This window comes from Saccharopolyspora sp. NPDC045941, assembly GCF_056431445.1.
This window is the reverse complement of record NZ_JBWKKU010000031.1, coordinates 1-17067: the sequence shown is the minus strand read 5'-3', so window position 1 is coordinate 17067 and position 17067 is coordinate 1. Positions and strand designations below refer to the sequence as shown.

General features: G+C 71.0%; 15 protein-coding genes and 2 pseudogenes. 8 read left to right on the top strand and 9 right to left on the bottom strand.

The features are described 5' to 3' along the window. Positions 1–26 precede the first annotated feature (26 nt). From mdlC to AC07FN_RS24255, 5 genes and pseudogenes are all read left to right on the top strand, one after another. On the top strand, positions 27–1613 hold the full coding sequence (gene mdlC / locus AC07FN_RS24275) for a benzoylformate decarboxylase (RefSeq protein ID WP_478397681.1): 1587 nt from the start codon (positions 27–29) through the stop codon (positions 1611–1613). A gap of 42 nt (positions 1614–1655) precedes the next feature. Beyond that, positions 1656–2261, top strand: a pseudogene (locus tag AC07FN_RS24270) (MFS transporter); the annotation flags it as partial. Positions 2262–2334: 73 nt separating this feature from the next. After that, complete coding sequence (locus tag AC07FN_RS24265; RefSeq protein WP_478397680.1) at positions 2335–2982, top strand: MFS transporter; 648 nt, start codon at positions 2335–2337, stop codon at positions 2980–2982. A gap of 42 nt (positions 2983–3024) precedes the next feature. After that, positions 3025–4485: an aldehyde dehydrogenase family protein gene (locus AC07FN_RS24260; protein WP_478397679.1), complete on the top strand. Its 1461-nt coding sequence runs from the start codon at positions 3025–3027 to the stop codon at positions 4483–4485. Positions 4486–4590: 105 nt separating this feature from the next. Next, positions 4591–4935, top strand: coding sequence for a TetR/AcrR family transcriptional regulator C-terminal ligand-binding domain-containing protein (locus tag AC07FN_RS24255; RefSeq protein ID WP_478397755.1), 345 nt, complete (start codon positions 4591–4593; stop codon positions 4933–4935). 29 nt (positions 4936–4964) lie between these two features. Here AC07FN_RS24255 and AC07FN_RS24250 read toward each other — a convergent pair whose 3' ends face one another. From AC07FN_RS24250 to qcrB, 9 genes are all read right to left on the bottom strand, one after another. After that, complete coding sequence (locus tag AC07FN_RS24250) at positions 4965–6134, bottom strand: 4-hydroxybenzoate 3-monooxygenase (RefSeq protein ID WP_478397678.1); 1170 nt, start codon at positions 6132–6134, stop codon at positions 4965–4967. Positions 6135–6299: 165 nt separating this feature from the next. After that, the gene (locus AC07FN_RS24245; protein ID WP_452617232.1) at positions 6300–6578 is read right to left on the bottom strand and encodes a DUF6343 family protein; all 279 of its coding nucleotides are present in this window, start codon (positions 6576–6578) and stop codon (positions 6300–6302) included. A gap of 76 nt (positions 6579–6654) precedes the next feature. Then, positions 6655–7188: a winged helix-turn-helix domain-containing protein gene (locus tag AC07FN_RS24240; protein ID WP_478397677.1), complete on the bottom strand. Its 534-nt coding sequence runs from the start codon at positions 7186–7188 to the stop codon at positions 6655–6657. A 267-nt stretch (positions 7189–7455) separates the two neighbouring features. Further along, positions 7456–7947: a DnaJ family domain-containing protein gene (locus AC07FN_RS24235; protein WP_478397676.1), complete on the bottom strand. Its 492-nt coding sequence runs from the start codon at positions 7945–7947 to the stop codon at positions 7456–7458. A 40-nt stretch (positions 7948–7987) separates the two neighbouring features. Beyond that, positions 7988–8500 (bottom strand): mycothiol transferase, encoded by a 513-nt coding sequence (locus AC07FN_RS24230; RefSeq protein ID WP_478397675.1) that lies wholly within the window; start codon positions 8498–8500, stop codon positions 7988–7990. Positions 8501–8552: 52 nt separating this feature from the next. Then, positions 8553–9395: an SAM-dependent methyltransferase gene (locus AC07FN_RS24225; RefSeq protein ID WP_478397674.1), complete on the bottom strand. Its 843-nt coding sequence runs from the start codon at positions 9393–9395 to the stop codon at positions 8553–8555. Between the two features lie 67 nt (positions 9396–9462). After that, positions 9463–10491, bottom strand: coding sequence for a CobW family GTP-binding protein (locus AC07FN_RS24220; RefSeq protein ID WP_478397673.1), 1029 nt, complete (start codon positions 10489–10491; stop codon positions 9463–9465). 52 nt (positions 10492–10543) lie between these two features. Then, a complete protein-coding gene (locus tag AC07FN_RS24215) occupies positions 10544–11458 on the bottom strand; it encodes a ribonuclease Z (protein WP_478397672.1) in 915 nt (304 codons plus the stop codon). Positions 11459–11491: 33 nt separating this feature from the next. After that, positions 11492–13162, bottom strand: a complete 1671-nt coding sequence (gene qcrB, locus AC07FN_RS24210) for a cytochrome bc1 complex cytochrome b subunit (RefSeq protein ID WP_478397671.1) — start codon at positions 13160–13162, stop codon at positions 11492–11494. 217 nt (positions 13163–13379) lie between these two features. Here qcrB and AC07FN_RS24205 point away from each other — a divergent pair, with 217 nt between their 5' ends. The 3 genes and pseudogenes from AC07FN_RS24205 to AC07FN_RS24195 form a co-directional block, all read left to right on the top strand. Beyond that, entirely contained in the window at positions 13380–14300 is a 921-nt protein-coding gene (locus AC07FN_RS24205; RefSeq protein WP_478397670.1) for a dihydrodipicolinate synthase family protein, read from the top strand. A 28-nt stretch (positions 14301–14328) separates the two neighbouring features. Then, entirely contained in the window at positions 14329–16293 is a 1965-nt protein-coding gene (locus AC07FN_RS24200) for a beta-galactosidase (RefSeq protein WP_478397669.1), read from the top strand. A 537-nt stretch (positions 16294–16830) separates the two neighbouring features. Further along, a pseudogene (locus tag AC07FN_RS24195) lies at positions 16831–17067 on the top strand (HNH endonuclease signature motif containing protein); the annotation flags it as partial.

The window sequence follows — 17067 nt, the reverse complement described above, 5'->3', positions numbered from 1 at the left end:
GCCCACCGAGCCGGAAGCGAGCAACGATGCCCGACGTGCGCCAGGCGACCTACGACCTGCTGCGATCGCATGATCTGACCACGATCTTCGGGAACCCCGGATCCAACGAGCTGCCGTTCCTGGCCGGCATGCCGGGGGACTTCCGGTACGTGCTCGGCCTGCACGAGGGCGCCGTGCTGGCGATGGCCGACGGGTACGCGCTGGCCCGCGGCGGTTCGGCGCTGGTCAACCTGCACGCGGCGGCCGGCACCGGGAACGCGCTGGGCCCGCTGACGAACTCGGTGTACTCGCACAGCCCGCTGATCATCACCGCCGGGCAGCAGGTGCGCTCGACCATCGGCCAGGAGGTCATGCTGGCCAACGTCGACGCCGCGACGCTGCCGAAGCCGCTGGTGAAGTGGAGCTGCGAACCGGCGTGCGCGCAGGACGTGCCGCGCTCGATCAGCCACGCGATCCACATCGCGAACCTGCCGGCGAAGGGCCCGGTGTACGTGTCGGTGCCCTACGACGACTGGAGCCAGGAGGCGCCGCCGGAAGCCCGGCACCTGCTGGAGCGCACCACCGGCACCGCCGGTTCGCTCAGCGTCGCGCAGCTCGCCGACCTGGCCGGCGCGCTCGACGGCGCAGAGAGCCCGGCGCTGGTGCTGGGACCGGAGGTCGACGCGCAGTACGCCAACGACGACGCGGTGCGGCTCGCGGACCGGCTGGGCGCGCCGGTGTGGATCGCGCCCTCGGCGTCGCGCTGCCCGTTCCCCACCCGGCACCGCAGCTTCCGCGGCGTGCTGCCCGCCGCGGTCCAGGGCGTCACCAACGCGTTGGCGGGCCACGACCTGATCCTGGTCGTCGGGGCGCCGGTGTTCCGCTACCACCAGTTCGTGCCGGGCGAGTACCTCCCGGCCGGTGCCCGGCTGATCCAGCTGACCGGCGACCCGGGCGAGGCCGCGCGGGCGCCGATGGGGGAGGCGCTGGTCGGCGACGTCAAGGATGCGCTGTCCGGGCTGGCCGACGCCGTCACCGCCGGTCGCCGCCGGGAGCTGCCGCCGCTGGCGGAGCACCCGCCCGCGCCCTCGGGCGGCGACCGGCTGCACCCGGCGGAGCTGTTCGCGGTGCTGCGGGAGAACGCGCCGGCGGATGCCGTCTACGTCAAGGAATCCACCGCCACGGCGGCCGATTTCTGGGCCCAGATGGACCTTTCGGGGCAGGGCAGCTACTTCTTCCCGGCCTCCGGCGGGCTCGGCTTCGGGCTGCCCGCCGCAGTCGGCGCGCAGCTGGCCCACGACGACCGCCAGGTGATCGGGCTCATCGGCGACGGCTCGGCCAACTACGGCATCACCGCGTTGTGGACGGCCGCGCAGTACGAGATCCCGGTGATCATCGTGATCCTGAAGAACGGCACCTACGGCGCGCTGCGCTGGTTCTCGAAGGTGCTCGACGCGGGCGAGACGCCCGGCATGGACGTGCCCGGCATCGACTTCGTGCAGATCGCGGGCGGCTACGGCGTCGCGGCGACCTCGGTGCACACCCGCGAGGAGTTCGCCGACGCCCTGGCCGCCGCACTGCGCTCCGGAAAACCGGCCGTCATCGAGGCCGAGACCGAACTCACCGAACCCTGACCAGCCGTTCCCCTACGGCAGCGGAACCCCGAGGAAAAACAGATGGCCCGGCAAACAGTTGGGGCCGTGGTCGGCGATGCCCGGCTCAACGGCTTCCACATCAAGGTCCTGATCATGTGCTCGCTGCTGATGATCGTGGACGGTTACGACATGGTGTCCTACGGCACCGTGATCACGCACCTGATGGACGAGTGGCAGATGGACCCGGTGACAGCCGGGACGCTCGGCTCCGTCGCGCTGGTCGGCATGCTGGTCGGCGGCCTGTTCGTGGCGCCGCTGGCCGACCGGTACGGCAGGCGGCCGCTGATGATCACCTGCGTGACCATCGCCAGCATCGCGTCGTTCAGCTGCGCGCTGGCCACCGGGCCGGCGCAGCTGGGCGTGCTGCGGTTCGTCGTCGGCGTGTCGCTGGGCGCGCTGGTGCCCAACTTCAACGCGCTGGCCGGGGAAATCGCGCCGCGGCGGGCGAAAGCCCTGTTCGTGACGCTGGTTTCGTCGTTCTACTCGGTGGGCGGGATCGCGGCCGCGGTGTTCGCCATCTACATCGAGCCGATGTGGACCTGGCGCGGCGTGTTCTACGTGGCGGCGATCCCGCTGCTGATGGTGCCGTTCCTGCTGCGCCACCTCCCGGAATCACCGGACTTCCTGGCCACCCGGGGCGACCGGGAGCGACTGCTGGTCGTGCTGCGCAAGATCGACCCGCGCCGCGGAGCTCGACGACGTGGTCGTCGAACGGAACGCCGTGGCGGGCAAGGCCCGGCTGCGGCAGCTGTTCGCCGGCGGCAACGCGATCAACAACGTGCTGATCTGGGTCTTCTTCGCGATGTGCATGCTGCTGAGCTACGGGCTCAACACGTGGCTGCCGAAGCTGATGCAGGCCGCCGGCTACCCGCTGGGCTCGGCGCTGTGGAACCTGGTGGTGCTCAACCTGGGCGGCATGGTGGGCGCCATCGCGGGCGGCTGGATCGCGGACCGCTGGAACTACCGCAACACGCTGGTGGCGTACTTCGTGCTGGCGTCCGCCTCGCTGATCGGCCTGTCGTTCAACCCGAACTCGGTGCTGCTCAACGTGCTGCTGTTCGTCGCCGGGGCGGCGACGGTCGGCGTGCTGGCGATCATCCACGCGTTCGCCGTGGAGTACTACCCGGCCGCGGTGCGCTCCACCGGTGTCGGCTGGGCCGCCGGGATCGGCCGCATCGGCGCGATCGGCGGCCCCACGCTCGGCGGCGCACTCCTGGCGCTGGAACTGCCGTTCCAGCAGAACTTCATCGCCGTCGCGGTTCCCGGTGTCATCGGCGCGGTCGCCGTGGCGCTGGTGGCCGGGAAGAAGTTCCGCACCCCGGAACCGGAGCGGGCAGCCGCGAGCTGACCAGGACCACAAGTTCGATTCGCTTGAGAAAGGCCGTTGTACATGACGATTCTGGATGTCGAACGCTGGGCGAAGCGCGTTTTCACCGGCAGCTGGAGCACGGCGAGCGGCACCCCGGCGGAGGTCGTCGAGCCGGCGACCGGGCAGGTGCTGGGCCACGTCGGCGCCGCCACGCCCGGTGACGTCGACGAGGCGTGCGCCAAGGCGGCCGCCGCGCAGCGGGAGTGGGAGAACACGCCGTTCGAGGAGCGCGCCGCGATCATGCGCCGCGCCGGGCGGCTGTTCGAGGAGCACGCCGGGGAGATCCGCCGCTGGATCATCCGCGAGGCCGGTTCGATCCCGCCGAAGGCGGAGCTGGAGGCGCACAGCGCGGCCAACGAGTGCTTCGAAGCGGCCGCGCTGCCGTCCCACCCGGCCGGTTCGCTGCTGCCGTCGGCGGACGGCCGGCTGAGCCTCAGCCGCCGGGTGGCCGCCGGGGTCGTCGGCGTCATCGCGCCGTTCAACTTCCCGCTGATCCTGTCGATCCGCGCCGTCGCCCCGGCGCTGGCGCTGGGCAACGCGGTGGTGCTCAAGCCCGACACCCGGACCGCGGTGTGCGGCGGCGTGGTGCTGGCCGCGATCTTCGAGGCCGCCGGTGTCCCGGAAGGCGTGTTCCAGATGCTGCCGGGCGGCGCCGACGCCGGGGCGGCGCTGGTGGCCAACAAGCACACCCGAGTCATCGCGTTCACCGGTTCGACCGCCGCCGGTCGCAAGGTCGCCGAATCCGCCGCGACCCACTTGAAGCGCGCGCACCTGGAGCTCGGCGGCAACAACGCGCTGATCGTGCTGCCGGACGCCGACGTCGCCGCCGCCGCGTCGGCGGGCGCCTGGGGTTCGTTCCTGCACCAGGGGCAGATCTGCATGGCCGCGGGCCGGCACCTGGTGCACGAGTCCATTGCGGACGAATACGTGGCCGCGCTCGCCGAGAAGGCCCGAAACCTGCCGGTCGGCGATCCGAACACCGCCGAGGTGGCGCTGGGGCCGATCATCGACGAGCGGCAGCGCGACAACATCCACCGGCTGGTCACCGAGAGCGTCGCGGCGGGTGCGACGCTGGCCGCCGGCGGCGAGTACGACGGGCTGTTCTACCGGCCGACGGTGCTCGACCACGTTCGCCGCGACACCCCGGCGTTCTGCGACGAGATCTTCGGCCCGGTCGCGCCCGTGCTGCGCTACCGCACGGTCGAGGAAGCCGTCGAGATCGCGCGCGACACCGAGTACGGCCTGTCGCTGAGCGTGCTCGGTGGCGACGCCATGGCGGCGTGGGAGGTCGCCAAGCAGATCCCCAGCGGCCTGGTGCACGTCAACGACCAGACCGTCGGGGACCACGCGCACATCCCGTTCGGGGGCGTGGGTGCCTCCGGCAACGGCGGTCGCGTCGGCGGCGCGGAGGCGAACCTGGAGTCGTTCACGGAAACCCAGTGGGTCACCATCCAGGGCAAGATCCAGCAGTACCCGTTCTGATCCGCATCGACACCGAGGACCGGCTCGACCTCCCCGAGGTCGAGCCGGTCGCTCGTTACCCGCGCGGGCCCGCCGCGGCCGTGGAGATCTGCCGCGTTGGGCCCGGTGCCGCTGACGGGCACCAGTCGGGAAGAGGACATGGCGTCGGCCATCCGCTGGGTCGCGGCGAAGATCGGCGAGCCCGGGGTGGGCGCGGCGTTCGCGGGCGTGTTCGTCGACGCCGTGAGCGATCCGGCCCTGCGCGAGGTCCTGTCCACGCGGTTGCAGGACCCGTACCGGCTCGCGCTCCAGGAGGCGCTCGGCGAGCCGGAGAACCGGGTCCTGCTCCTCATCGACGTCGTCGTCGGAACCCTGCTCCACCGGATGGGCATGACCGGCGCGCCGATGGTCGGCGAAGACGTCACCGCGCTGGCGGAGATGGTCCTCCGCCACTTCGCCGATCCGGCCTAGATCGTCGGGCCGGACCGGCGGCTCGACGGTCAGTCGAAGGGCGTGCCGACGTAGTTCTCGGCGAGCAGGGTGCGGCCCGCCCGGGAGCGGGTGACCGTGTCGAGCTCCGCGAGCTGGCGGTTGTGGTCGAAGCCGCTGGCCTCCGGCATGCGGTGCAGCATCGACGTCATCCACCACGAGAAGTGCTGCGCCCGCCAGACCCGCGGCAGCGCCGTGGCGGTGTAGGCGTCGAGCGCGGTGCGGTCGCTGTCGGCGAAGAAGCGGGCCATGGCGCGGGAAAGCACGTGCACGTCGGCGATCGCCAGGTTCATGCCCTTCGCGCCGGTCGGCGGCACGGTGTGCGCGGCGTCACCCGCCAGGAACAGGCGGCCGTACTGCATCGGCTCGCAGACGAAGCTGCGGAAGTGCAGCACCGACTTCGAGAAGATCGGGCCCTCCTTGATCTGCGCGCCCTCCACCCGGGTGTGCAGCTCCTGCCAGATCCGGTCGTCGGACCAGTCCTCGACCGTGTCGTTCGGGTCGACCTGCAGGTAGTGCCGCTGCACGGTCGCCGAGCGGGTGCTGATCAGGGCGAAGCCGTTGCGGTGGTGCGCGTAGATCAGCTCCTCGGAGGACGGCGGTGCCTCGGCGAGGATGCCGAACCAGGCGAACGGGTACTGCCGGAAGTGGTCCTGCCGCGGCTTCGGCGCCGGGATCAGGAACCGGGTCGTGGTCCGCGATCCGTCGCAGCCCGCCACCAGCCCGCAGGTCAACTCCTGCTCGATGTCGTCCTGGGTGAAGCGGATCGTCGGCGCGTCGCCGGTGATGCCCTCCACCTGCACGTCGGAGACGCCGAAGCGGATGTCGCCGCCGTCGGCGAGGCGCTTGGCGATCAGATCTTTGAGGACCTCGTGCTGCGGGTAGATGGTGACGCCGCGGCCGCCGGTGAGGTCGGCGAAGTCGATGCGGTGCCCGCGGCCGCCGAAGCGCAGCTCGATGCCCTCGTGCACCATGCCCAGCCGGCGGACGCGGTCGCCGATGCCGGTCTCGGTCATCAGGTCCACGGAGCTCTGCTCCAGCACGCCCGCGCGGATGGTGCCCTCGATCTCCTCGCGGGTGCGGGTGTCGATGACGACGGACTCCACGCCGCGCTGGTGCAGCAGGTGCGAGAGCATCAGCCCCGCGGGTCCCGCCCCGACGATCCCGACCTGGATGTCCATGTGCCGCTTCCCTTCTCGCGCCGCCGCGGCACCGGTGCACCCGATGTGACCGGCACCGCAGGCCGGCCCCCACCATCGGTTGCGGCCGGGGGAGAAGGAACGCCTCTTTCCGTTCACCGGAAGCCCGATCGCGGCCGCCGGTCAGTAGCTTGTCAATGCTCTTGCTCAGCCGGGTTCGCCGCGTCGCTTGCGGTGGACGACCCAGCCGAGGTCGACCGCGGCGATCGCCGCGAGCACGACCAGCGCCCAGCCCAGCCAGGCCAGCTCCGGCACCGCCAGGAACAGCAGGACCGCCGCTCCCGCGCAGAACACCAGGCCGAATCCGGCCAGCCAGATCCGCAACGTGAGGGCGCTGCGGGCGTACGGTGCGCCGGCGAATCCGGCCAGGGGGTCGTGATAGCCCGGCAGGCCCCGCTCGTACTCCTCGCGCTTGCGCTTCGGCATGCCACCCGGCTACCCGTTCCGGCGCCGTTGCTCACCTGATCCACTGTGCCCGCTACGTCGCCCGGAAGCTGTCTGCCTACAGCGCGTAGGGGTCGGGCTCGATCTCGACCTCCGAGGTGTGGTCCACCCGGTAGCCGACCCCGCGCACCGTGGTGATCAGGTCCAGGCCGGGTCCGAGCTTGCTGCGGATCCGCCGGACGTGCACGTCCACGGTGCGGGTGCTCGGCGAGCTGTTGAGGTGCCACACGGCGTTGAGCAGCGCTCCGCGCCGGTGCACCCGTCCCGGGTTCTCGCACAGGAACAGCAGCAGGTCGAATTCCAGCCGGGTGAAGTCGATGAACGTCCCGTCGGCCCGCACTGCTCGGCGCGGGGCGACCAGGATCCGCAGGGCGGGCTCCACCGGGGCGGGCAGCGCGCGCAGCCGCGGCGCCTGCGGCCGGGCTTGCACCTCCACAGTGGACTGACCTGGTATCTCGGCCAGGGCGCGGATCTTCCGGGCGAAATCGCGTTCCAGCGAGGCCAGATCTCGCTGCGGGACGACGAACCGGGCGGTCACCTCGATCACCGCGCCACCGTCCGCCGGTTCCAGGAATGCGGCTTCCAGCGTCATTGCACAGGTCTCCGTCTCATCGCGGCGCGGGCGCATCCCGGCGCCGGTGCGAACAACAGCAACCCGGCGGCAGGCGGCTCGGACGAACAGCGGAGCGGCGCCGGGGCAAGGGGAGATCAGGTGCGCGGACAAGCCGCGGAAGCGACCCACAGCAGGTCGATGTGCGCGCGCTGCACGAGCAGCGGTCCCGGCGTCATGAGGTTGATCAAAGCAGCGTCGGAGATTTCCGTCAAAGCCGTTCACGAGGTGGGAAACCGCTGGCCGGGGTCACCGCCGGAAGCGTTGCCACCAGCGGGATTTCCGCGGCGCGGCCGCGGCCGGCTCGACAGGCTCGGCCGCGGGCTGCTGCACCGGCTCGGGCCGGCCGGCGTGCCACGAAGCGACCACCTCGTCGACGTTCACCGGGCCGATGGCCACCCGCGGCCCGGTCGGCGCGCGGAGGTGCTCGACGATCCGGCGGTTCAGGTCGGCCGCCACGTCGCGAACGGCCTGCTCGGTGGTCAGGTCGCGCACCGCCTCGGGCAGCCGCTCGGCCTCCTTGCGGAGCTGCAGCGGGGTGGGCAGCAGCGCGTCACCGGAGAGGCCCTCGCGGCGGATGTAGTCCTTGACCCACCACAGGTCGTCCAGCGGCGCGCCCGCGCCGGGCAGCGGCTTGCCCGCGCCGGGCAGGTCGTCGAAGTCGCCGCGCTCCTGCGCGGTCCGGATCTGCTTGTCGACCCATGATTCGAACGTGACACCGGGTGGTTTGCGCTCGGTCATGCCCCGATTGTCGGCCACGGCGCCGCCGCGATGCCACCGGCTAGCCGACGCGTTCGAGGATGCCGCGGATGAAGGTGGCCTGTCCGGCGTGCTGCAGGTCGTCGGCGATCACGCTCACCAGCCGCACGCCGAGCGTGACCGGGGGAGCCCACCCGGCGTCCACGACCTCCGCGAGGTCGTCGTCGGTCAGCCCCGCGACGAATTCGACCGTCCGCGCGTGGACCGCGTCGTGGTACCCGGTCAGCAGCTCGCCGGAGTCGACGCGGACGTCGGCGACCTCGTCGGGATCGTGGCCGTAGCCGATGTCCTCGTGTGCGAACGGCAGTCCGAAACGCCCCAGCCAGTCCTGCGCGGTCCAGGCCTGCTCCGCCGCGGCCACGTCCGAGACGTGGTCGTCCTGCACACGGGTCAGGTGCCACACCAGCCAGGCGATCGAGTTGGCCTCCGGATCGACCCGGTACGCCAGCTGGTCGGGATCCAGGCCCGACACGGTCTCGTGCACCACTTCGCGGATCCGGTCGAACGCATCGACGAGCACTTCGGCGCTGGACATCCGCCCACGGTACGACCGCCGCCGGGATCCGGCAGAAGATCCACAGTGGACGCTAGCCGGCCAGCGCGCCGACCCCGGCCACCGCGCGGCTCTCCCGCGCCTGCTCGTCGGTGACCGGCCGGTCCGGCCGCCACGCCGAGGTGAACACCACGCCCGGCGGCACCAGCTCGTAGCCCGCGAACAGGCCCGTGACCTGGTCCGGGTTGCGCAGGTGCAGCGGGTGGGTGCTGGACTGGTAGAGCTCGATGGCCTGCGCGACCTCGCCCGGCCAGTACTCCGGCGTCAGGCTGTGCGACAGCGCCAGGTGGCTGCCGGGCGCGCAGGCCCGCCGGTAGCCGGCGATGATCCCGGCCGGGTCGTCGGAATCCGGGATGAACGGGAAAACGGAGATCATCAGCACCGCCACCGGCCGGGAGAAGTCCAGCAGTCGGCGGGTGTCGGGGTGGTCCAGCACCAGGTCCGGGTGCCGCAGGTCCGCGCGGATGATGGTGGCGCGCTCGTTGCCCGCCAGCATGCGCTGCGACTGCGCCACCGCCACCGGCTCGTGGTCGACGTAGACGACCTTCGCGGTGGGGTTCAGGCCCTGGGCGATCTCGTGCACGTTGCCGACGGTCGGGATGCCGGAGCCGAGGTCGAGGAACTGGTCGATGCCCGCCTCGGTGACCAGGTAGCGCACCGCGCGCTGGAGGAAGGCCCGGTTCTCCTGTGCGAACGTGCGCGTCTCGGGCAGCATCGCCAGCACTCGTTCGGCCGCCTCGCGGTCTGCCGCGAAGTTGTGCGCGCCGCCCAGGTAGTAGTCGTACATGCGGGCCGGGTTGGCCCGCTCGCGGTCCACCCCGGCCAGGTTCGCGAACAACTCCGCCCGGGCAGGATCCTGTCCCGGGTGTCCCTGCATCCTCGTCCTCCTCCAGAACGACGGCCGACCAGCCGCAGGCTGCTCCCGCGCGATCGGCTTGGCAAGATCAGGCGCGGGTGTACTTGAGCACATCCAGCATGCTGTGCTCGTCCGCGGGGTCGGGTTCGCCGAGGCAGGCGGCCAGGTCGCGGCGCACCCGGTCCTGGTCGAGACCGGAGCCGATCACCACGAGCTGCGTGCGCCGCGGTTCGCCCCGGCCCCACCGCGACCGCTGGAACCGCAGGAAGTCGCCGACGGTGTGCAGCGTGAACTTCTGCCCCTGCCCCGGAGCGCCGAAGTGCACCTGGCCCTTCATCCGGTAGACGCCGTCCGGGCGGTCGTCGAGGAACCGCATCAACTCCCGTGGGTGAACCGGGTCGTCGGCGGTGAACTCCACGCTCTGGTACGCGGTGTGCAGGTGCTCGTGGCAATCGTCGGACGAATCGGCCAGCAGCTCGTCGAAGGACAGCTGGCGCGCGACGTCCTGCCGTTCGCGGACCGCCTCGTGGTCGAACAGCAGCGCCGGATCGACCCGGCCGTGCGCGGTCGGCAGCACCGGCTTGCCACCGGCGAGCCCGCCCACCAGCTCCGCCAGCCGCCGCTGATCGGATTCGGCGACGCGGTCGATCTTGTTCAGCAGCACCAGATCCGCGAAGCGCAGGTGCTGGTCGATCTCGGGGTGGCGGCGCCGGGTGGCGTCGAACTCCGCGGCGTCGACCACCTCGACCAGCCCGCCGTAGCCGAGGCGGGGGTTGGTGCTGTTCAGCAGCAGCCGGACCATGCCGCGCGGGTCGGCCAGGCCGCTGGACTCGATCACGATGACGTCGATGTCGCTGCCGGGCCGCGCGAGCCGGGCCAGCAGGTCGTCGAGCCCGCTGGCGTCGACGGCGCAGCACAGGCAGCCGTTGCCCAGCGACACCGTGGAATCGACCTGACCGGCGACGCTCAGCGCATCGATGTTGATCTTCCCGAAGTCGTTGACCACGACGCCGATCCGGGCGCCCTGCGGGTTGCGCAGCAGGTGGTTGAGCAGGCTGGTCTTCCCGGCCCCGAGGAATCCCGCGACGATGATGACCGGGATCGGTTGCCGAACCAAGGAATCCGCCTTCCGCGCGACTGCTGACCGCCCGGCAGCATAGCGATGCGGTTCACGCGCGTTTCGGGACCGGGATGTGTTGGAGGTCTTCGGCCACCACGACCTGGCCGTCGAAAACGGCTGCCGCTTCGTCGTGGAAGCGTTGCGGATCCGAGTAGCGCTGCGAGAAGTGGGTGAGGACCAGGGTCCGCACTCCGCATTCGGCGGCGACCCGGGCCGCCTGGGCGGCGGTGAGGTGGCGGTACTCGTCGGCCAGCCGCGCGTCCTCGTCCAGGAAGGTCGACTCGATCACGAGCAGGTCGGCGCCGTCGGCGATGGCGAACACGCCGTCGCAGAGCCGGGTGTCCATCACGAACCCGAAGCGCTGGCCCGGCCGCGGCTCGCTGACCTGCTCCAACGTCACCTGGCCGGTCCCGGTGCGCAGCACCTGCTCGCGCTGGAGCTGCCCGACGGCGGCGCCGTGCACCCCATGCCGGGCCAGCAGCTCCGGCACCATGCGCCGTCTGTCCGGCTCCACCAGCCGGTACCCGAACGTCTCGATCCGATGGTCCAGCCGCACCGCCTCCAGCGCGCCGAACGGGCCGGTGGCGATCACGCCCTCCCGCTCGATCGGCCGCTCCTGCAGGTCGACCACCTCGTCGAACGCCGTGGCGTAGCGCAGGTTGCGGAAGAAGCCGGCCCCGCTCGCCGGGTAGTGCGCGTGCACCGGCCGCCGGACCCGGTCCAGCGACAGCCGCTGGACGACGCCCGGCACCCCGAGGCAGTGATCCCCGTGGAAGTGGGTCAGGCAGATCCGGTCGATGTCGTGCGCGCTGACCCGCGCGTGGATCATCTGCCGCTGCGTCCCCTCGCCGGGGTCGAACAGCAGCCCGGTGCCGTCCCAGCGCAGCAGGTAGCCGTTGTGGTTGCGGGATCGCGTCGGCGCCTGGCTCGCCGTGCCCAGCACGATCAGTTCCCGATTGGACACCCGCGGCACCCTACGGCACCCGCGCCGCGGCGATCACCGCTCGGGCGCCTGCGGGCGACCGGACGGGACCTCGACCTCGGCCTCGGCCTCCCTGGCGGGGCGTTCCCGCTCCGCCTCGGCCCGGCGGGCGGCGTCGAGGGCCTCGGTCTCCTCGCGCGGATCGGGCACCAGCAGGCTGCCGGGCACCGACCGGCCGGCGGCGCCGAGCTGGTTCATCTTCTTCGGCACCGGGGTGCCCTGGTAGGGCAGCGGCACCGGGTGCCCGTGCTCGTCGACCGGGCCCAGCGGCTGGTGCACCTCGATGAACTCGCCGTGCGGCAGGCGCTTGATGATGCCGGTCTCCACGCCGTGCTCCAGCACGTCCCGGTCGGTGCGCTGCAGGCCCAGGCAGATCCGGTAGGTGACGTAGTAGGCGATCGGCGGCGCGAGCAGCACGCCGAGCCGGCCCGCCCAGGTCGTCATGTTCAGCGACAGCCCGAACACGAAGGCGATGACGTCGTTGACCCCGGACAGCAGCACCACCACGAAGAACGCGATGGCCATCACGCCCAGCCCGGTGCGCACCGGCGCGTCGCGCGGCCGTTGCAGCAGGTTGTGGTGGGCGGTGTCGCCGCTGAGCTTGCGCTCCAGGAACGGGTACATGATCGCCACGGTGAACACCAGGCCGAGCCCGATGACGAGCGGGAAGAACACCGCCGGAATGGTGTAGGGCCCGAGGTAGACCTCCCACGGCGGCCACAGCCGGCCCATCCCGTCGGTCCAGATCATGTACCAGTCCGGCTGGGAGGCCGCCGAGATCATCGACGCCACGTACGGGCCGAAGTTCCAGATCGCGTTGATCTGGAAGATGCCGCTCATGATCGCCAGCACGCCGGTGATGATCAGGAACAGCCCGGTGCTCTTCACCGCGAACAACGGCATGATCCGCACGCCATCCACATTGGACTCGGTGCGCTTCGGGCCGGGGTACTGGGTGTGCTTCTGGTACCAGACGATCGCCAGGTGCACCGCGACCAGGCCGAGGATGAGACCGGGCAGCAGGAAGACGTGGATCAGGTAGAACCGCGGGATGATCTCGGTGCCGGGGAACTCCCCGCCGAAGAGAATCCACTGCAGCCAGGTGCCGATGACCGGGACCGAGAGCACGATGCCGGAGGCGATCCGCAGCCCCGTGCCGGAGAGCAGGTCGTCGGGCAGCGAGTAGCCGATGAAGCCCTCGAACATGCCCAGGAAGAACAGCAGGATGCCGATGGTCCAGTTCACCTCGCGCGGCCGCCGGAACGCGCCGGTGAAGAAGATCCGGAACATGTGCGCCACGATCGCCGCCATGAACACCAGCGCGGCCCAGTGGTGCAGCTGGCGCGCGAACAGCCCGCCGCGGACCTCGAAGGAGATGTCCAGCGTGCTCTCGAACGCGCGGGACATCGACACCCCGCGGAGGTTCTGGTAGACGCCGTTGTAGGTCACCTCGGTCATCGACGGGTCGAAGAACCACGCGAGGTAGGTGCCGGTGAGCACCAGGATGACGAAGCTGTACAGCGCGAGCTCACCGAGCAGGAACGACCAGTTCGACGGGAACACCTTGCTGATCTGGCGCCGCATCCCCGGCGCCAGGCGGAACCGCAGGTCCGCCTCGTTCGCCTGGTGGCGGATCTTCCGGAACAGCTTGCTCTCGGGCTTGGTGGGCTGCGTCAACCTGCTCATGTCCGCTCCCGGCACCGCGCTGCGAGCCACCGACGGGCGTCGATTCAGCGAACTCCCGCCGATCGGCTGGGCGAAACGACACTGCGCGGATACGAGCGTACTGCGCCGGCTCGCCACCGGCAGCGGGGCGCACCGGCACTTGTCAGGTGCGGTCCGAGCCGATAGCGTCTGGACATCCTACGTCCTACGTCTTCATGATGGGCAACAGAGGAGTGGTATGGCCGAGCTGGTCGGCGGAGTGATCCCGCCGCTGTGCACACCGCTGACCCCGGACCGCGAAGTCGACGTGCCGTCGCTGGAGAAGCTCACCGGCCACCTGCTCGAAGCCGGGGTCCACGGGCTGTTCGTCACGGGCTCGACCGGCGAGGTCGGCTACCTGCCGGACGCGGCGCGGCACCGCGTGCTGGAGGTCGTCGCCGGGGTGGCGGCCGGCGCCGTGCCGGTGCTCGCGGGCGTCATCGACACCGCCACTCCACGGGTCGTCGAACACGCGCGGGCCGCGCTGCGGCACGGCGCCTCCGCGCTGGTGGCCACGGCGCCGTTCTACGTCCCGACCCATCCGGTCGAGATCCGGACGCACTTCCGCCAGATCCGCGCCGCCGTCGACCTGCCGCTGCTCGCCTACGACATCCCCGTCTCGGTGCACACCAAGCTCGACCCGGAAACGGTCGTCGAGCTCGCGGCGGACGGCACGCTCCGCGGCCTGAAGGACTCCAGCGGCGACCTCGACGGACTGCGCACCGTGCTGGAAACCCTGCCGGACCGGGACTTCCTGGTGTTCAGCGGCTCCGAGACGATGGCCGACACCAGCCTGCAGCTCGGCGCGCACGGCCTGGTGCCCGGCCTCGGCAACGCAGACCCGCGCGGCTACGTCCGGCTCTACGACGCCGCGGCCGCGGGGCTGTGGGAGCAGGCCGCGACCGAGCAGGCGCGGCTGCGGCGGTTCTTCCGGGTGATCGGCGTCGGCGCCCGCCCGATGAGCCGCTACTCCTCGGCGATCGGCGCGTTCAAGGAGGCGCTGGTGCAGCTGGGCGTGATCGAGCACGGCACGACCAGCGTGCCGATGGTGGCCCTCGACGACGCCGAACGAGCCGAAGTCCGCCGACACCTGGTCGAGGCCGGCCTGCTCCAGGCCTGACCGAATCCGCCGAAGGGAGCGTCAAGTCGTGACCGAGAACCTGCGCCGCCTGCCGGAGAGGCTGGGCCGCATCGCCTACGGCGGGGACTACAACCCGGAGCAGTGGCCCGAGGAGGTGTGGGCCGAGGACATGCGGCTGATGAAGCAGGCCGGGGTGTCGCTGGTCAGCGTCGGGATCTTCGGCTGGGCGCTGGTGGAACCCCGGCCCGGCGAGTTCGACTTCGGCTGGTTCGACCGCGTGCTGGACAACCTCGCCGATGCCGGGATCTCCGCCGCGGTGGCCACCATGACCGCGTCACCGCCGCCGTGGCTGGCGAAGCTGCACCCGGAAACCCTGCCGCGGCGTGCCGACGGCACGGTCCTGTGGCCCGGGGCGCGGCAGGCGTACTGCCCGTCCAGCCCCGTCTACCGGGAGCACGCCACGCGGCTGGTGACCCGGATCGCCGAGCGCTACGCCGATCACCCCGCGCTCGCGCTGTGGCACATCGGCAACGAGTACGGATGCCACGTCCGCGCCTGCTACTGCGACAGCTCCGCGGCGGCGTTCCGGGAATGGCTGCGCGAGCGCTACGGCGGCATCGCCGAGCTCAACGACGCTTGGTCGACGAAGTTCTGGTCGCAGCGCTACGACGACTTCGACGAAGTGCTGCCACCGCGCACCGCGCCCACCTTCGCCAACCCCACGCAGCAGCTCGACTTCGCCCGGTTCTCCTCGGACACGATGCTCGACCTGCTGCGCATGGAGAAGGCCGTGCTGCGGGCGGCGGCACCCGACGTGCCGGTGACCACCAACCACGTGCCGCTGGCGAAAACCCTCGACCTGCACCGCTGGGCGTCCGAAGTGGACGTCGTCAGCTACGACTCCTACCCGGACCCGCACGACCCGCAGGCGCACGTGCTCGCCGCGCTGTCCTACGACGTCATCCGGTCGCTGCGCGGCGGCCAGCCGTGGCTGCTGATGGAACAGGCTCCGAGCGCGGTGAACTGGCGCGAGCGCAACGGCGTCAAGCAGCCGGGCCAGATGCGCCTGTGGAGCTGGCAGGCCGTGGCCCAGGGCGCCGACGCCGTGATGTTCTTCCAATGGCGGCAGTCCAAGGGCGGCGCCGAGAAGTTCCACTCCGCGATGGTGCCGCACACCGGGCCGGACAGCCGGACCTTCCGCGAAGTGGCCGGACTCGGTGCGGAACTCGCGGAAACCGGCCCGCTCGTCGACACCCGTCCCGACAACGACGTGGCGCTGGTGCTGGACTGGGAGAGCTGGTGGGCCCTGGAGCTGAACTCGCACCCGGCCACGCTGGACCAGCTCGACGCTCTCCTGGCGCACTACTCGCCGCTGTTCGACGCGAACATCGGCTGCGACGTCGTGCACCCGGACTCGGACCTGTCCGGCTACCGGCTGGTCGTGGTGCCGAACCTGTACCTCACCAGGGCCGAGACCGCGGCGAACCTGACCGAGCACGTCCGGCGGGGCGGGCACCTGCTGGTGTCGTTCTTCTCCGGCATCGTCGACGAATCCGACCAGGTCCACCTGGGCGGGTACCTGGGGCCGTTGCGGGAGGTCCTCGGCGCGCACGTGGCCGAGTTCTGGCCGTTGGCGGACGGGGAGTCCGTCGGGGTCTCCGTGCTGGACTCGGCCGAGCGCGGGGTTCTGTGGTCCGAGGACATCGTGGTGGACGGGGCCGAGGTGGTCGGGCGGTTCACCGAGGGCGGGGTGGCCGGTGGGGCGGCCTTGACCCGGAACGCCTTCGGGCACGGCGTGGCCTGGTACCTCGGGACCCGGTTGGGGGGCGAGGGGATGCGGGCCGTGCTTGATCGGGTTGTGCGGGACAGCGGGGTTTCGCCCGTGGTGGCCGGGCTGCCGGAGGGGGTGCAGGCCGTTCGGCGGGGTGGGCGGGTCTTCCTGCTCAACCACAACGCTGGGAGCGTTTCGGTTTCCGTTGCGGGGGGGCGGGTGGAGATTGCCGGGTTTGGCGTGGAGGTTCTGGCGGGGTAGGGGTTGGGTGGGTTTTTGAGGGGTTGGGGGCGGGGTTGGGACCTTTAGGGGTTCGGCGTCTTTTGGGGCCATCCCCGCGATGGGTGGATTGTGGGGCTGCGGGCCGGAGGTCAAGCCCGGCCTGGCGGCCGCCCCTTCGGGGTTTCAGGCTTGACATCCGACCCGCAGCCCCTGGGCGGCTTTGTATCGCGGGGATGGCCCGGAGTGGACTGGCTCGTTCGCGGCTTGCGTTGCGGGGTGGGCGTTTTCGGATTGATCGGGGCTGGTGGGGTTTTGGTTTCGGGGTGATCCGTCACAGGGGTCCGGTCGTTGTGGGGATGGCTTGATTTTGCGAAAACTGAATCCTCGGAAGCCGGGCGCATGGCACGCACGGCCGATGGCGGCGCGGGCTTGGTGGTGGATGGGGTCGCCTTCGGCGTGTCGTGACCGTTTTCCTTGACACGGCGTGGTTTTCACGACCTGTGGCGAGGTGTTTCACCTGATCAAGCGACCATAAAAACAATGCGAACTCGTGTTCTAGTGCGGGACAATTGTGGCATGACACCGCTGCTGAACACCCATGATGCGACCGGGGGCCTTGCTGGTCCGTGGTCGGCGGTGTCGTGCACCGACACCGAACTCGCCACCCGCATCCAAGAACTGGAGAAGGAGATGCGGGTACTGATGTGGGAGCAACTGCAGTACATCGCCGAGGCCGACCATCGGGCCATTCACGCCGAGACCACCGCCCGATCGCTGCAAGTGTGGTTGCAGGGGCTGCTCAACATCGACCCG

What these genes read in the sequence shown, in the direction of transcription:
- AC07FN_RS24245 (WP_452617232.1), bottom strand. Translation starts at nt 6,578, where the DNA reads ATGCCGAAGCGCAAGCGCGAGGAGTACGAGCGGGGCCTGCCGGGCTAT.
- AC07FN_RS24230 (WP_478397675.1), bottom strand. Translation starts at nt 8,500, where the DNA reads ATGTCCAGCGCCGAAGTGCTCGTCGATGCGTTCGACCGGATCCGCGAA.
- AC07FN_RS24260 (WP_478397679.1), top strand. Translation starts at nt 3,025, where the DNA reads ATGACGATTCTGGATGTCGAACGCTGGGCGAAGCGCGTTTTCACCGGC.
- qcrB (WP_478397671.1), bottom strand. Translation starts at nt 13,162, where the DNA reads ATGAGCAGGTTGACGCAGCCCACCAAGCCCGAGAGCAAGCTGTTCCGG.
- AC07FN_RS24250 (WP_478397678.1), bottom strand. Translation starts at nt 6,134, where the DNA reads ATGGACATCCAGGTCGGGATCGTCGGGGCGGGACCCGCGGGGCTGATG.
- AC07FN_RS24205 (WP_478397670.1), top strand. Translation starts at nt 13,380, where the DNA reads ATGGCCGAGCTGGTCGGCGGAGTGATCCCGCCGCTGTGCACACCGCTG.
- mdlC (WP_478397681.1), top strand. Translation starts at nt 27, where the DNA reads ATGCCCGACGTGCGCCAGGCGACCTACGACCTGCTGCGATCGCATGAT.
- AC07FN_RS24225 (WP_478397674.1), bottom strand. Translation starts at nt 9,395, where the DNA reads ATGCAGGGACACCCGGGACAGGATCCTGCCCGGGCGGAGTTGTTCGCG.
- AC07FN_RS24240 (WP_478397677.1), bottom strand. Translation starts at nt 7,188, where the DNA reads ATGACGCTGGAAGCCGCATTCCTGGAACCGGCGGACGGTGGCGCGGTG.
- AC07FN_RS24235 (WP_478397676.1), bottom strand. Translation starts at nt 7,947, where the DNA reads ATGACCGAGCGCAAACCACCCGGTGTCACGTTCGAATCATGGGTCGAC.